Source organism: Paenibacillus sp. 8b26 (genome assembly GCF_050626875.1).
GTDB lineage: Bacteria > Bacillota > Bacilli > Paenibacillales > Paenibacillaceae > Paenibacillus.
Map to the genome: position 1 here is coordinate 5,551,910 of NZ_CP192445.1, position 15,467 is coordinate 5,567,376.

Sequence of the window (15,467 nt, forward strand, 5' to 3'; positions counted from 1 at the left end):
CTAATTCAAAATGCCGTTCCCGACAATATTGACGGTGATCTGTGGGTGAAAGCGAACATTAGGGTACTCTTTATTCCACTCCAGACTTTTCCACAAGGTCGGGTGATGGGCAATCAATTGTCTGCCGATGCCAAAGGCATCACAACCGCTTTTTTGAAGCGTACGGATAATTTCCTCCGCATCCTGGGTCATAATTTCGGAAAGCTGACGGTTCAGGCGCATGACATTATCCTTATCCTGAAGATGATTTCGCGCGTATTCAACAACATCGACAGGGAGCTTCAGGTTGAGATATACGTCAATTTGACCATCGCGTCCAACTTTCACTATAAGCTGGCGTTTGATGTTCCGAATATGGGCCTGATAGGTAATAAAGTTTTGCAAATCACTGGCAGGTCCCGAGTGAACCCTTTTTACAAAGCGTGCTGTGTCCTTCCATTTCCCGGTCATCAGGACATAAAGGACCCCTTGCTCGTCGTTAAGGGTTCCTGTAAATCTTTGCCCGTGAAACAAGGCAATCCCTCGTGCTACGATGTCTTCTCCATCTTTGGAAAGATAGGGGAGAACAAAGTCCTGTCCTGGATCAAGCATAGGGGGAAGCAGTGTTTCTAGCGTCACTTCGGGAAATACGCACATTTCCTCCAGGCTTCGGATCTTTTTCGTTATAAATTCGCCGACTAAGAGGCTGCCTACACTTTTCTTGTTCATTAATTCTCCAGCTGATCCTTCTACTATAGCTACCTTTACATGTGAGGTTGGATGATCCGGCTCCCGATACAGGACATCCAGATATGGATACAAATCTTTTTGGGCCAAGCTTGTGCCATACAAAGTAACCCCATATTTAAAGAAACGGATATCTCCTGTTACTTTGGCTCGGATTCTATCTGTACTTTGCCGGATGGAAATTCCGGTGCCTGAATGAATTTCATTGGTGCTTTTCCCTTGGTTATTTCCAGAGTCGTCTACAATTTCGAGTGTTTGCAGCAACATGCCTTCTGGAGTAAGATCGTAGGCCGAAGCATTTGCCAACCGGGCATCCTTCAAGTTGTCCTGGTCCCAGCAGCCAGTCATAAAAATGAGTAGAGCCAGCATACCAAGTGCTCTCCTCTTTTTTTTCATGTTCCGGGCTCCTCCTTTTTGTTGAATATATGCGATAGAATCAGCAACAGCAGAGGTAGTGCAATCAGGAAAAAATAAGCCGAATTGTTGGCAATTGTACCGACGAGTTCAAAATCCTCTCTTTTTTGAGGGATACAGGCAATAATGCATGAGACGAACACTACGAAAGGAACGGCTTGTTTGTGGTTTTTCTGCTTGAACAAATAGCCTAGTCCATAGGACGCTGCATAATAATAACCGCTTATGGAGCCAAAGATTGAAATTAACCAGATGGGCAGGAAAATAAAATCAACCCGGTCCATCGTTCCCAGCGGAATAGATCTGAGCAGGTAAATGACAGGCTCCGGCATCAAATCAAGCTGCTGGGGGCTAAATACACTTGTACAGGTTAATATGGTAAAACCATACAACAGAACCACGACCCCGTTAGCTAGCAGGAGCGACTTGAGCTTCCCCTTACTTTTGCCCTTGACCATGGGAAAGACTACGAGGATGAATTCAAAGCCGAACATCGCCATGAGTGTTTCTCTTGAACCACCAATAATATGCAGCCATCCCGCCTCAGTCAGAGGTAGTAGGTAGAGCGGGTTGGACTGCTTTATGCCATAGCTGATTAGCAGCATCATTGGCAAGATCAGGAATGAGATTAAAACAAGCACTCGGGCAATTGTCCTCAAATTTTCGCGAACCAGATAGATGCTGCTGAATAGAATCAGAGCCAATATAGCCCAACGTGGGGTTTTTTGCAGCATCCAGCGATTAATGACGTCATAGGCGCCCACAAGAACCGAAGTTCCCATAAACAAGTAATACATAATGTAAGCCACCGTCAAAATTTTACCCATCCAGGAGCCAGTAATCCGAGTGAGGATTTGGTAAATGGAGGAGGAGGGAAAACGCCTTAACAGGAGCCAGCATATTAAAATGATAAGCTGGATCAGAATGCCTCCAATAATGACGGATATCCAGCCCCCTCCCTTGGATAGCAGATGCATCTGATAAGGAAGTGATAGAATATCCACGCCAATCTCAAACTTGATAATCAAAAAAAACAATTGACCCTGTGTAATTGTACTTTCTTTATTCACGACGTTTCCAGCTCCTAGAGTAGTTCTGTTGCTTCATTTTTTGGGGTCGGGAATCATGCGGCCGCTGTTGGAGTGTCCAAATGGGAAAGCGAATAAAAACATCCTTCATATCGCCAAGCCGGAAAGGTGCCAGAGGAGCAAAATAAGGCGAACCAAATGTTTCCAGCTTGCAAAGGTGAATAAGGAGAATAAGCATCCCGAAGGCAATGCCAATATATCCGAACAAGGCTGCAGCAATCATCATTGGAAAACGGAGAATGCGGACAGCTGAGCTCATTTCATGGGAAGGTACCAAAAAAGAAGAGATAGCTGTTAACGAAACGACAATAATCATCGTGTATGACACGAGACCTGCCCGAACGATAGCATCCCCGATAACCAGACCGCCAACGATGCCTATTGTTTGGCCCACTCGGCTGGGTAGACGAATCCCGGCTTCCCGTAGCACCTCAAAGATCACTTCAAGCAACATCGCCTCCACAATGGCGGGAAATGGAACATTTTCCAACGATTTTTTGATCGTATGTGCTAGCTCCAGCGGTAGAATGGCTGAGTGAAAGGCAATCGTTGCAATATAAATGGCGGGCAGCGTAAAAGCGATCAAAAAGCTCATCATTCGGATCATTCTCAGAAAGGAACTAATAATCCAGCGACCGTTATAATCATCCGGGCTTTGGTAAAATGCAAAAAAGGAGACGGGAGCGATTAAAGCAGTAGGGCTGCCTTCGGCCAAAATAGTTACTCGTCCTTCCATTAAATTAGCGGCTACCCGATCCGGACGTTCTGTGCTGAGTTGCTGAGGGAACAGGGAAAAGGGATTGTCCTCCATGAATTCCTGAATAAAACCGGGAGGCAGCACCAGATCGGAGGAGATGGCCTTTATTCTTTTTTCCACTTCCTCCACTAGCTCAGGATTGGCCAAGTCTTGCATATACATGATAGCGACTTTGGTCCGGGTTTTAGATCCGACATAAAAGTAGCGCACAATCAGCGATGTGCTGATGATTTGTTTGCGAATAAGATTCAGATTGACGGACAGTTGTTCAATAAATCCATTGTGCGGCCCGCGGATAATTCCCTCGTTCTCCGGCTCATCCGTACTACGGGCGTATGTTTTTTCGGAGGAAAGGATATAAAATTCTTCTGCGCCATCCACCATTAAAATGGAGTATCCCTCAATAAGCGAATCAGCGGCATTTCGGAGGTCGGTGTCCTTTTGGCTGTTCAGGGTGGTAAACATTTGATGAGAGCCAGAATCGGTTTTCTTATACAATGTGGCCAGAATATGCGTCTGAATGATCTCCTGATCCACGAGTGAGTCTATATAGAGAAGAATGCCATCTTTCCCGTCAACGGAAATAGCCTGTTTTTTTAAATCATCCGTATAAAAAAGAGCTTGCTCGATAAAGGAAATATTCTTGTTCATTTCAAAGGAAGCTGGGTTATGTCCAGTCAAGAAAAACACCTTCTTTTTGGATGAGATAAGCATAATGTGTGCCAAATGGATTGGATTTATCCATGATATGGCGACCTATCCATATCCCGTATCATGTTTCACCTCACGTAACGTGAATGTTTTATAATAGAATAGGCTGAAAACGAGAGACTCAATTACATATATCTGCACGCACGATACGATTCTATGAGGAAAAAGGGATGATTGCTCCTGTTAAGCATCCGGATAATGGATATCGTTATTTTACAGAGCGTGAAGCCATTCGCCTGAGGATGATTATGACGCTACGTGAATTCGGTATGTCAGTAGAGGAAGTCAAATCCGTACTGGACCGATTGGATCAAGGGAGAAGGAATGAGGTACTTTATGCGCTGGAGTTGCAACGTTCTGTATGTTCACGGCGTGGATTTGACTTTGTGGTCAGCAGTTATGCCCTGCATCATCTGATAGGTGAACAGAAAATACTCGCTCTGTCGGAAATGCAACGCACGCTTAAACCTCATGGACGTATTTGCATCGTGGATCTGATGGTGGATGTAGCGGAGCTGCTGGAAGCGGGGGAAAAGGTGTCCACGCCAGGAAAGGAGGAATCCGAGCTGCCAGTATATTGTGCAGAACGCTCCCGCATGCTGGATTGGTTCGATAGACATGGGTATTTTGCGGCTTCCTGGCATATTACAGGGCGACTGCATCAAGGCAGCGGCATAGCTGCAAAAGCTAAGCACTGGCAATCCAGTTGCTCTTACTGCTGCGTAGGCCCTGCAAATGGCTACAGTCAATGTAGCCAAGCTTTAAACTTTGAGCACAAAACCGGCACACTTGAGGTGGGGAAAGGCGGATATCATTCTGATAGATATGCAAAAGCCGCATTTACAGCCAATACACCAGATAGAGTCACTGCTTGCTTACAGCGCAAGCGGCGCGGATGTCAATACGACAATTGTGAATGGGCGTGTGCTCATGCGCGGAAGACAGTTGCTAACAAGAGACGAGAAAGAGATGCTCGCACAAGCAACGGTACGCGGAAAACGCATCGTACAAGGATTGTAAACGAGACTACACAGTCGAGTGGCTTTGGGTCACATCAATTCCCAAATAATGTCCCAGTTCCCGTCGAACCTCGCTGCGTGCAAAGGAGGAAAGCATGAAAAACCGCTTTTGGTAGCCACGGCATACATACAGGACCTCCACGCCTTCGTGATTCCGGGTTTCGTTGTATATTTTAACTCCCTGCCTTTTCATTCGCGTCTTTGTCTCTGCCAATCGAACAGCTACACGCTGTTGCACCCCGGTCAGGCTGCGAACGTACAGATCGGGCATTTTTAAGGCAGAGGCATTCAGAATGCGAATGTCCCGCTCCAGCACATCCAGCACGAGGGTCAGAAGTACACAAGTTTTGATCAGCCCTGCGTCTTCCTCGGAAGGCAATGGGGTCTTATTCTTGTTGTCCAGTATCTTTTTCATAAGAAATCTCCTTTACTCATAGCAGGAATACAATTATAATCAGCATACAGAACAAATGTTCTTTTTATACTTCATCATAGAAATTATTCCTTTGCCAAAGCAATCATCAATTATTGGAAAGAAGGTATACATATTGTCACGCTCGTTATATGCGGCGCTTTTGCTGCTAAGCCTCATTTGGGGCGGATCGTTTTTGTTTATCAAGGTATTATTGCTTCATCACGTAGGGCCTTGGACTATTGTATTTCTTCGTTCCAGCTTTGGCCTCATTTTTATTGTTTTGTTGATGCTGCTCATGCGCAAGCCATTTGAATTCAGAAGTATTCCATGGAAATCGGTTATTCTCGTAGCTCTGGTGAATATGGTTTTGCCATGGGCCTTGATTAGTTTTAGCGAGACCAGAATTGCTAGCAGCATGGCTTCTGTGTTGAATGCCACCACGCCAATCTGGACCATGTTGGTCGGACTTGTCTTGTTCGGAGCTATCTTTCATCGAATGCAGTGGTTTGGAATGGGACTCGCTTTTGTAGGAATCGTTATTTTACTGGGTATTAATCCTGTATCCATTATTTCTGTCGACCCCGTCGGCTTTGGATGTATGCTGCTTGCGACTCTCTGCTATGGCTTTGGAACGCAACTGTCCAAACGGTTTTTATCTAATCTGTCGATGTATCAGGCAACCTTTGCGACATTATTAGGTGCAACGGCAGCGGGCGGCATCATGACGGCAATGGTAGATCAACCTGATCTGTCGGTCGTCGTCATCCCTGGTGTATTGGGTTCTCTTATAGGGCTGGGGGTCTTGGGATCGGGAGTAGCTTATATTTTGTTCAATTATATGATTTTGCGGGGAAGTCCGGAATTTGCCTCCTCGGTGACTTATTTTGTACCGGTGAGCGCTATCGTATGGGGCTTTTTGCTTCTGAATGAACACATCGGCTGGAATGTTCTGACCGGGCTGGTCCTCATACTCGGAGGGGTGTTTATGGCCAACCAGCGCAGAACAGCCAAATTGGCTGGGTAACCACTGAAAATCTGCATAACCAAGCTATAAACACATTCTATGTGCATCCGCCAAACCTTCGGTATAATGCGGTTATTCGCACATACAATAAAGTATGCTCACGCATAAAATAAAAATATGGTGCGGCATAAAAAGCAAGCTGTTTAGCAGGTGGTAAGGTGTGGTATAATAAATAATAGAATTACATGTACCACAGAAATGTCGGAGTTTTATTCCACAAAAGAAAGGATCAGGATACCATGTGTCCCCGAAGGATACTTCCCCAAAGGACGATTTGGAAACGATTTGATCTGTCTTATACTTAGCTTTTCCGCGGAGTAACGTCAAGTTGCGAAAGCCAACTCTGCGGAAGAGGGGATTGTACATGCGAAGGACCAAGTCCTCCAGGCACATCTTACCCGGTAGCTTCCGTAAGAGTGGGTTCATCCACATCAAACTTACGAGAAACCGAGGGAGCCTGTATGAGGAAAACTTACGAATCTATCGTGAACAATGGAGCATTAAGGCAGATTGCTGTCATGCTGCTCGGAACATGCATTTTAGCTTTTACGTATTATCACATCAATGCTCAAAATCATTTGTCAGAAGGCGGATTTGCAGGCCTAGCTCTGCTGGGACATTACGCATTTGGCGTGTCTCCAGCTTGGAGTATGCTGCTGCTTGATATCCCCGTCATATTATTGGCTTGGGTACTGAAGGGCAGAAGATTCATGCTGCTGGCATTAATCGGGGCGGTCGCATTTTCCCTGTTTTATGCAGGATTTGAAAAGTATTCGACGCTGGTTATAGATCTGCATGGCAACTTGCTAGTAGCGGCTCTGCTTTGCGGAGTGCTTACAGGCTTGGGAGCCGGGATCGTACTGCGATTTGGTGGAGCAACCGGGGGCGATGATATTTTATCCCTGCTGATCAGCGAGTGGCGTGGATGGAAAATCGGTAACGTGTTTATCGTTAGTGACATCATCGTACTAGGATTATCGCTGTTGTATCTGCCTGTGAAGGAAACAATGTTTACCATACTGGCTGTGTGGCTCGCCGGAAAAATAATTACATGGACGACAACGTTCCAACTACACCGTCCTGTGAAAAAGGTACTGCCTGCGGCTATTCCAGCCCAAAAGGTAGTTGCCAAAACAGTACCGGTCGTCCACAGCCTTCGTCAATAAGGAAAGGGTGTTACGTTAGAAGAGAAATCTTCCTGCGTGACACCCTTTCGCTGTATCCAGGCTTCAGCAGGAAGGCTCTAAAGTAGAATGAATGCGTCCGTTTTGGTCATGAATAATCGCTGAAATCTGCTGGCGGTTTACTAATTTTTGAGCCTCGTTCACCGCTTCATTTTTGTGCCGGAAAGTGGAAGCAGGTTTATCATGCCCTTCTTCCTTAATAGCCCAGCCATACTCATGTGGCACGACATGAATAGGCTCCTGAGGCTCCGAAGAGGCAGAAAGCTTGTTTTTCCCGTTTCTACTTGAATGTTGTTGCTCATGTTTTTTCTGTTTCCCGTCTCGTTCAGTTGGATGATTATCGTCCCATTCCTCGGCTTGAGAGGTTGCAATCGCAATGGAACGTCCTTCTTCGTAGCCGTCACGAAGTAGTGCGTTAGCAATATCAACGGCTTTTTCCCGCACACGCGGCTCCAGATTTTTCATAGATGGGGGGTAATCATGTTTGGTCCAAGGCATACCCAACACTCCTTATAACAGATGATGTAGTATGTATTACCCGCTGTCCGCTTAAACAAACGGAAATCAAAGAAATGAATATATTGTAAAATGTATTTGGAGAAAAAGCGTATAATGGTGTGCAGAATACCTGAAAAGGAGTGGAGCAATTGCTTGCCTGGAGTTTCGTCTTTATGCTAACCATCATTATACATACTACAGACAGCTTGACCTATGCCCTCCGTCTTGGCGGTTTGCGAGCACGTCGAATTGGATTGGCTTTAACCGTAGCGGGCATGCTGCTGTTGGTTTCGCGCACCTCCAATATGGCGCAGGGACCTTTACTGGGAGGTATGGTCGATCAGGCGAAGGCTGCCATACGAGCGGGTGGGGCTAATGTTAGGCTGGAGCTGTACATGCACGGGGTTCTACTGGCAGCAACACGTCGGGACCATGATCGCTATTATCTTGTATCCGACCGTGGTACGCATGTCGGCCAGATGGATTGTGCATCTGGAGCATACCGGCTCTATTCCTGCACTGGTGCGTCATTTAATGGTGCACAACCGCTGGAAGCATGCAGGCTACTACATGAAGCGTCCAACCGGGTCCATGCTCACCTCGCTGTTCAGGGGAGCGATCCCCAAGCGCCTGATTACCCTGAATATGACTGTGACCGCGATATATACGACTGGAGTGGTGTCAGCTTTATACGCATCTTTCCTGTGGCCCGCTCAAGGGACGGCAATGTCGATGTCATCAGGTCTAATCAATGGTATGGCAACGGTGCTGCTGACCCTGCTAATTGATCCCAGATTGGCAGTATTGTCTGAAAAAACGCTGCGTGGGGAGCTGCCCTTGAACCGTATGAACAGCATGTACGGCTGGATGATCATCTCGCGTTTGGGAGGCACGTTGCTTGCACAGTTGCTGTTGGTGCCGCTCGCATTCTGGCTTGGGTGGATTATGGGCTGACGGGAGGTACATATACTGATTTAATTCAAAAGGCTAACCCGGGGTCATCTGCGAAAGATGATTTCCGGGCCAGCCTAAAATATTTTTGAAGTCTATTTACTTTTCAAATAGTGACTTATAGGCTCCATAGCCTTCACGTTCCAAGTCTTCCTGAGGTACAAAACGGAGAGCGGCGGAATTAATACAATAGCGCAGGCCATCTGGACCCGGGCCATCATCAAATACGTGTCCCAAATGGGAGTCGGCTTCGCGACTGCGGACCTCGGTACGAATCATAAAGTGGCTGAGGTCTGTTTTTTCTTTGACATTATAGCTGCGTAACGGACGAGTGAAGCTGGGCCAACCACACCCTGCATCATATTTATCAAGCGAGCTGAACAAAGGCTCTCCCGATACGATGTCCACATAAATGCCTTCACCCTCATGGTCCCAAAACTCATTTTGGAAAGGGCGCTCGGTCGCGTTCTTTTGTGTTACTTCATATTGGATAGGTGTCAGCCTATCTTTCAAATCAGATTTATCGATTTTACCTGACCAATTTTGCTCAATAAAATCTTCACGTCCAGAGCCTTTGCGGTAGCGCTTGTAATGCGCGGGGTTCTTCTTATGATAATCCTGATGATATTCTTCCGCTTCATAAAAGGTTGCCGCAGGCAGAATCGGTGTAGCGATGGGCTTGTCAAAACGGCCGCTTTCACCCAGCGTTTTTTTGGAAGCTTCTGCCTTGATTCTTTGTTCTTCGTTATGATAGAAAATAGCTGTTTGGTAGGACGAGCCTCTATCGTGGAATTGTCCACCTTCATCCGTCGGATCAATCTGTTGCCAGAACAGCTCTAACAATTTTTCATATGGGAAGACTTGCGGATCAAATGTAATCTGTACGGCTTCTACATGTCCCGTTGTTTCGGAGCATACCTCTTCATAGGTCGGGTTTTCCGTATGTCCCCCTGTGTAACCGGATCTTACCTTTAAAATGCCGGGCAGTTCCTCGAAGGGGGAAACCATGCACCAGAAGCAGCCGCCTGCAAAAGTTGCCTTCTCCACGGTGTTTGGATTGTTGGTGCTCATATTTGTCACTCCATTCTGAGAAAGTTTCAATTAGTTGTTATTTAAATAGCTTACAATTAAATTATATACGACATGTCCGCAAAAACCAATGGAACGACAGAAACAAACCAGCTTTGCAAATCACTCTGGATTAAAAAGCCAAGGCCAATCTACATCCTTACAGTCCTGGAGGCAGGCTCACAGAGCTATGATTTATGGGCACGTTGAAGCCTCCTGCGGTAAAGCACAAAGCCACCGCCCACCAGTGCTGTATACAGCAGCAAAATGAGCAAGCCAGTGACCGGACGTTCGGCAATAGTCCCGCCTGCATAAGCGTATACCGCAATTGCAGGAAGCTTGCCAATCGCCGTACCCAGCATAAAGCTCCAGAACGGAAAGCCTGCGACCCCGGCATATACATTCACCGCTGCCTGCGGGATGATCGGAATTAGGCGGGCCAACAGCACAGCAGCAAAAGGTTCTCGCTCCATGACCCGGTTCAAGCGCTCCAACGCTTGAATTCGCTCCAGATAAGCCCGTCCTTTGTCACGGAAGAGAATACGGACCGCGCCGTAAACGACCAGCGCAGCGAATGTAGTGCCAAGCCAGCAGATCAGAGCGCCTTGCCAGGCACCTGCTGCATAAGCAATGGAAGCGATAATCAGCTTGTAAGGCACAAATGGAATTAACGCGAACAGAAACGCGAGTAGCAGCAGAGCCGGAAAAGAGGTTTGCTTGTTCGCCCAGGCGAGCCAATCATCTTTGTAGATAAACGCGATGCAGAGCAGCGAAACATAAGCCGTAGCGAGTAGCCATTTTTTCATTTACATACCTCTTTCAATATCCCTGTTCGGCTTGTCGCTTATACAGAAAAAAATAGGGTTCACATTCCCAATAATGTGTGCTATACTGCCACTAATAGAATAGTTCCCAAAGGGGAGTAGCTCAACGAGTAAAGTCGTCATTACGGGATTTTAAAATCCCCGGCTTTATTGGCAACGTAATGTTGTAAGCGAGACCTTTGCCAGGATTTTTGGAATCCGGGTAAATGGTCTTTTTTTGATGCTAAATTTGGGTCAAGCGCCGTTTCCGGATTCCGTGAAATGGCGCTTTTTTAGTATAAAGCGCAGAACTATGTACAGTATAACAAATAAATAAAGAAGGTGGGAGAAACGTATGGATTTTTTGTCAATCGAGTTTTTAACCGCGCTATTATCAATCATTATCATTGATTTGGTGCTGGCTGGTGACAATGCGATTGTAATTGGTCTGGCAGCCCGTAATGTCGAGAAGGCCAATCAAAAAAAGGTCATTATTTGGGGGACGGTCGGCGCGGTTGTCATTCGTGTTATCGCTACTTTGCTGGTCACGTACTTACTGGAAATTTACGGCTTACGTTTAATCGGGGGGCTTGCGCTCATCTACATTGCTTACAAGCTGCTGGTTGAGGAGAAAAAACATGAAATCTCTGCAACCAATCAAATGTGGGCCGCGATTCGTACGATTATTATTGCCGACACCATGATGGGGCTCGATAATGTACTTGCTGTTGCAGGAGCAGCTCATGGAAATATGTTGCTTGTTATTTTGGGACTGGCGATTTCCGTTCCGATTATGGTATGGGGCAGTACCGTTATCTTGAAGCTGACCGAACGTTTCCCGATGGTCATTACAATTGGGGCTGCTGTGCTAGCCTATACTGCTGCCAAAATGGTAGTGGCTGAGCCGCTGATTGCACATTGGTTCACGAATGGGGTTGTCAAATACGGATTTGAAGCTCTGGTCGTTGTTCTGGTCGTAGCTATTGGAATGCGTGTTAAAAAAATAAAAAGTGAAAAAACAAGAAAACAAGCGCTGCACGCCTAAGCTAAGCACACTGAAATCATCGTAACTGAAACTGGACGCTCATGCATAGAGGCTGTTCCGTCAGGTCCAACTGGATCGGGGGCAGCCTCTTTCTTTGCTTGTCAGTGGACTTCCATGTAAACTAGACAACAGAAGAAATGAGTCATCAGAGGTGGGTATGATATGAATAAGCAAACGAAAACAAGAGTAGCTATTGCAGGTCTGGGCGGTATTGCCCGCAAAGTGTATTTGCCGCTGCTGACTGCACACGAAGGTGTAGATATTGTAGGTGTCTTGAACCGTTCGCAGGAGCCGGTTAGTTCCATTATGGAGCAGTACAGGCTGCCGAGAGGAACGACAGATGTGAAGGAAATGCTGGCATGGGAGCCGGAGGCTGTATTCATACATGCTGCGACCGAAGCCCATTTTGATCTGGTTATGGCGTGTATTGAAAAAGGTGTTGCGGTGTATGTGGATAAACCGCTGTCCTATGATGTGCGTAAAAATCTGGAAATGACCGCGTTTGCGGAGGCACAGGCTGTGCTGCTGGCGGTCGGCTTTAACCGACGTTTTGCCCCGCATTATGTAGCTGCTAAAGCGTGGCTGGAGGAAGCAGGAGGTTTCAGCCAATGCGCAGCGATCAAGCATCGGACTGGATATGATCCGAGACCTGCGGCACAGACGGTTTATGATGATTTGATTCATATGCTCGATCTGCTATTGTGGCTGGGTGGCGATGATTATGAGCTGCTGCATAGCAGTCTGGACACGACGAGTGAAGGATATATGAACGCTGCATTCGGGTCGGTACGTTTGGGAAATGCTACTGGTAGCTACAGTATGAACAGACAGGCAGGGGCTGACATTGAGAGGCTGGAGCTGCATGGGGCAGGTCGTTCCGTCGAGGTGACCAACATGGAACAGGCTATTTTTATGCAAAAAAATAAGCCGTCATTGTCACAATCTTTTGGAAGCTGGGACACAATTCTGGAAAGACGGGGATTCACTGGAGTAGTAAATCATTTTCTGGAGCATATTCGTCGTCCAGAGGAGTGCAGTGTGCGTGCTGGCAGGGTGCTGGAAAGTCATATGTTGGCGGACGAACTCATTAGCCGTTTGAATGACTAACACAGAAGGAACGACAGCCATCAAGGCAGTCCAGACATCGAGAAATAGATTGAAGGAGAAATGAACGAATGGAAGAGCACAACCGCGGTAAACAGTTAGAAGAGGCTATCATCGAAAATTATAAGCAGGAAGAGGATATGATGATCCTTGTGTTTGCGCAATGGTGCATCAATCACGGGCTGGAGCCAGAGGAACTGTACCATGCAGCTTATCCGCAGCAGGATAGCAATGAGCGTCTGCTCCGAGTACGTAAGCTGACCGTATCGCGTGAAGAAGCGGGAGATATCCCGCTGGACACAGTATTAGGAGTGCTGTCCATGTTCGGAAATGAGGACTTGGCGATGGTCGTATCTGAAGCGGCTACCCAGCTCCCACCGGAACGGAAATAAGGTCCTCCAGCCGCATGTACTCAGAACGTTGTTTGAAAGAGAGGGTAAGCCGATGATGGAAGGTATAACCGCACCAAACACCTGTAAAGGGTGTGAAAGGGATATCGCTATTTCGGAAGAGCAAATGACCAGAATTATAAACAACATGAGGCCCAGAATGGAATGTGTGACCGATGATGTGTACGAGACCAGACTGTTAGCCTGCTCGCAATGCGATGAGTTAATGGGTGGGCATACGTGCAGGATCAGCGGAAGTATCGTCCGTGTACGTGCTCTGGCAGTCAATCAAAATTGTCCCGGCTATAGCGGCTCTCGCTGGCATGGGACATCATTGAAATGAAATAGGTTCAGACTCCACTGAACATGCGGCTGTTTCTGTGATTAAGACTAATCCGGCTACTTACTTCATTATTTAAAATTTCATTTGAAGCTTTCGCTGTTCATCTAAAGCCCGCGATCACGAGTTAAAGTGGTCATACCATGGTCTGCCTTGAGGGCAGACTTTTTGGTTTGGGTGGAGCAATGGCTTAACGATTGACAAATAGAAGGCAATAAAATATATTAAACATGTAAAATGTTTTGTTTAATTATTAATATTTATATTAATTATCAAGCTGTTACATTGGATGATTGTAAACGTTTAGATGAAAAAGAGATCAGGTCTACGCCATATTTTTTTAATTTTATGAAAGCGTAATCATTGAAGTGTATGGTCCCCATACGCTTTACTATTTTTGAGGAGGGCTTGTCATGAAGGGTTCTATTGTTGTCCACACGGATTGGGAGCAAGGCGTTATTAATAAAAATATTTACGGACAATTTGCCGAGCATCTTGGACGATGTATTTATGAAGGTTTGTGGGTTGGACAGGATTCCCCGATTCCAAATACGGACGGGATTCGCAATGATGTGGTAGAAGCGCTCAAAAAGCTAAACATTCCTGTGCTGCGTTGGCCGGGAGGCTGTTTTGCGGATGAATATCATTGGAAGGATGGCATCGGACCTAAGGAAAATCGTAAAAGAATGGTCAATACGCACTGGGGCGGTGTGGTGGAAAATAATCATTTTGGCACCCATGAGTTTTTCCAGTTGTGTGAGCTGTTAGACGCAGAGCCTTATATTTGCGGGAATGTTGGCAGTGGTACGGTGCAGGAAATGTCGGAGTGGGTAGAGTACATGACATTTGACGGGGAATCCCCTATGGCCACATGGCGGCAGGAAAACAGGCGTGAGCAACCATGGAAGCTCAAATATTTTGGCGTGGGTAACGAAAACTGGGGCTGTGGCGGCAATATGCGTCCGGAATATTATGCCGATCTGTATCGTCGTTATCAGACGTATGTCCGAAATTATGGTGATAACCGTATCTACCGGATTGCAGGCGGGGCGAATGTGGATGATTACCGCTGGACCGAGGTGTTGATGCGCGAAGCCGGGCAATTTATGGACGGATTGAGCTTGCACAGCTACACGGTTCCGGGTAGCTGGGAAGAGAAACGGCAAGCGCTTGGTTTTGACGAAGCAGAATGGTTCGAAACGATGAAAAAATCGTTGCATATGGATGAATTAATCACTCGTCATTCGGCCATTATGGACCGATATGATCCTGACAAACGGGTAGGAATGATTGTGGATGAATGGGGAACCTGGTTCCTGACCGAGCCAGGTACAAATCCAGGCTTCCTATATCAGTAAAATACGATGCGCGATGCGCTAGTGGCCGGACTGCATCTGCACATTTTCCAAGATCACCATGACCGAGTACAGATGACGAATATTGCCCAGATGGTCAATGTTTTGCAGGCTATGGTTCTGACCGAAGGCCCCGCTATGCTACTGACGCCGACCTATCATGTATTTGAAATGTTCAAGGTGCATCAGGATGCACAAGCGCTGGCAGCCCATGTAACTGTAGGCAATTATGAATATGATGGGCATTCCATTCCACAGGTGAGTGTGTCCGCCTCCAAGGCGAAGGACGGATATATTCATGTGAGTTTGTGCAACGTCCATCCGGGTGAGACGGCTTCCTTGAACCTGGAGCTGAGAGGACTGGATAACGTCAAGCAAATTAGCGGCGTTGTGCTCGCCAGCGACGATATGCAGGCACACAATACCTTTGACCAGCCGGAGCGTGTAAAAACGGAAAACTTCACGTCCTTCCAGCAGAAAGGTCAGAGTTTGGATGTTACACTGCCACCGATGTCGGTAGTGATGCTGACGATTGCACCGTAAATATTTTGTGAACTCAGAAGAAGTATGATTTTG

At 46.7% G+C, this 15,467-nt stretch carries 14 protein-coding genes and 2 pseudogenes; 9 read left to right on the top strand and 7 right to left on the bottom strand.

The genetic code is table 11. The features are described from left to right. The 3 genes from ACQ4MX_RS25745 to ACQ4MX_RS25755 are packed head-to-tail and all read right to left on the bottom strand — an operon-like array spanning position 1 to position 3,693. Positions 1 to 1,122: a Ger(x)C family spore germination protein gene (locus ACQ4MX_RS25745; RefSeq protein WP_431088059.1), complete on the bottom strand. Its 1,122-nt coding sequence runs from the start codon at positions 1,120 to 1,122 to the stop codon at positions 1 to 3. Then, positions 1,119 to 2,210, bottom strand: coding sequence for a GerAB/ArcD/ProY family transporter (locus ACQ4MX_RS25750; RefSeq protein ID WP_431088061.1), 1,092 nt, complete (start codon positions 2,208 to 2,210; stop codon positions 1,119 to 1,121). Before ACQ4MX_RS25750 ends, ACQ4MX_RS25745 begins: the two co-directional genes overlap by 4 nt. Next, entirely contained in the window at positions 2,203 to 3,693 is a 1,491-nt protein-coding gene (locus tag ACQ4MX_RS25755; protein WP_431091413.1) for a spore germination protein, read from the bottom strand. Before ACQ4MX_RS25755 ends, ACQ4MX_RS25750 begins: the two co-directional genes overlap by 8 nt. A gap of 134 nt (positions 3,694 to 3,827) precedes the next feature. Here ACQ4MX_RS25755 and ACQ4MX_RS25760 point away from each other — a divergent pair, with 134 nt between their 5' ends. Continuing rightward, positions 3,828 to 4,814: a MerR family transcriptional regulator gene (locus tag ACQ4MX_RS25760; protein ID WP_431091414.1), complete on the top strand. Its 987-nt coding sequence runs from the start codon at positions 3,828 to 3,830 to the stop codon at positions 4,812 to 4,814. Here the strand turns inward: ACQ4MX_RS25760 and ACQ4MX_RS25765 are convergent. Continuing rightward, positions 4,723 to 5,130 (bottom strand): hypothetical protein, encoded by a 408-nt coding sequence (locus tag ACQ4MX_RS25765; protein ID WP_431088063.1) that lies wholly within the window; start codon positions 5,128 to 5,130, stop codon positions 4,723 to 4,725. The two genes, ACQ4MX_RS25760 and ACQ4MX_RS25765, sit on opposite strands and share 92 nt — an antisense overlap. A gap of 133 nt (positions 5,131 to 5,263) precedes the next feature. On the opposite strand from ACQ4MX_RS25765, the gene ACQ4MX_RS25770 reads away from it, so the two are divergent. Both ACQ4MX_RS25770 and ACQ4MX_RS25775 read left to right on the top strand, forming a co-directional pair. After that, positions 5,264 to 6,154: a DMT family transporter gene (locus ACQ4MX_RS25770; RefSeq protein WP_149093503.1), complete on the top strand. Its 891-nt coding sequence runs from the start codon at positions 5,264 to 5,266 to the stop codon at positions 6,152 to 6,154. 461 nt (positions 6,155 to 6,615) lie between these two features. Next, complete coding sequence (locus ACQ4MX_RS25775; RefSeq protein WP_014282274.1) at positions 6,616 to 7,320, top strand: YitT family protein; 705 nt, start codon at positions 6,616 to 6,618, stop codon at positions 7,318 to 7,320. Between the two features lie 63 nt (positions 7,321 to 7,383). Here the strand turns inward: ACQ4MX_RS25775 and ACQ4MX_RS25780 are convergent, their stop codons facing one another. Then, positions 7,384 to 7,836 carry a DUF2188 domain-containing protein gene (locus tag ACQ4MX_RS25780; protein ID WP_431088064.1) on the bottom strand — a complete coding sequence of 151 codons (453 nt, stop codon included), beginning with the start codon at positions 7,834 to 7,836 and terminating at the stop codon, positions 7,384 to 7,386. A 149-nt stretch (positions 7,837 to 7,985) separates the two neighbouring features. Between ACQ4MX_RS25780 and ACQ4MX_RS25785 the strand changes: the two are divergent. After that, positions 7,986 to 8,790, top strand: a pseudogene (locus ACQ4MX_RS25785) (lipid II flippase Amj family protein). 96 nt (positions 8,791 to 8,886) lie between these two features. Here the strand turns inward: ACQ4MX_RS25785 and msrA are convergent. Further along, entirely contained in the window at positions 8,887 to 9,858 is a 972-nt protein-coding gene (gene msrA, locus ACQ4MX_RS25790) for a peptide-methionine (S)-S-oxide reductase MsrA (RefSeq protein WP_431088067.1), read from the bottom strand. 185 nt (positions 9,859 to 10,043) lie between these two features. Further along, a complete protein-coding gene (locus tag ACQ4MX_RS25795) occupies positions 10,044 to 10,661 on the bottom strand; it encodes a TVP38/TMEM64 family protein (protein ID WP_431088069.1) in 618 nt (205 codons plus the stop codon). Positions 10,662 to 11,013: 352 nt separating this feature from the next. Here ACQ4MX_RS25795 and ACQ4MX_RS25800 point away from each other — a divergent pair, with 352 nt between their 5' ends. The 5 genes and pseudogenes from ACQ4MX_RS25800 to ACQ4MX_RS25820 all read left to right on the top strand — a co-directional run bounded on the left by ACQ4MX_RS25800 (position 11,014) and on the right by ACQ4MX_RS25820 (position 15,434). Then, the gene (locus ACQ4MX_RS25800) at positions 11,014 to 11,703 is read left to right on the top strand and encodes a TerC family protein (protein ID WP_431088071.1); all 690 of its coding nucleotides are present in this window, start codon (positions 11,014 to 11,016) and stop codon (positions 11,701 to 11,703) included. Between the two features lie 162 nt (positions 11,704 to 11,865). Then, complete coding sequence (locus ACQ4MX_RS25805; protein WP_431088072.1) at positions 11,866 to 12,810, top strand: Gfo/Idh/MocA family protein; 945 nt, start codon at positions 11,866 to 11,868, stop codon at positions 12,808 to 12,810. A gap of 68 nt (positions 12,811 to 12,878) precedes the next feature. Further along, positions 12,879 to 13,199, top strand: a complete 321-nt coding sequence (locus ACQ4MX_RS25810; protein WP_431088074.1) for a hypothetical protein — start codon at positions 12,879 to 12,881, stop codon at positions 13,197 to 13,199. A 55-nt stretch (positions 13,200 to 13,254) separates the two neighbouring features. Continuing rightward, complete coding sequence (locus ACQ4MX_RS25815; protein ID WP_431091415.1) at positions 13,255 to 13,539, top strand: DUF6171 family protein; 285 nt, start codon at positions 13,255 to 13,257, stop codon at positions 13,537 to 13,539. Positions 13,540 to 13,949: 410 nt separating this feature from the next. Beyond that, positions 13,950 to 15,434: pseudogene (locus tag ACQ4MX_RS25820) on the top strand (alpha-N-arabinofuranosidase). The last annotated feature ends 33 nt before the right edge of the window (positions 15,435 to 15,467 follow it).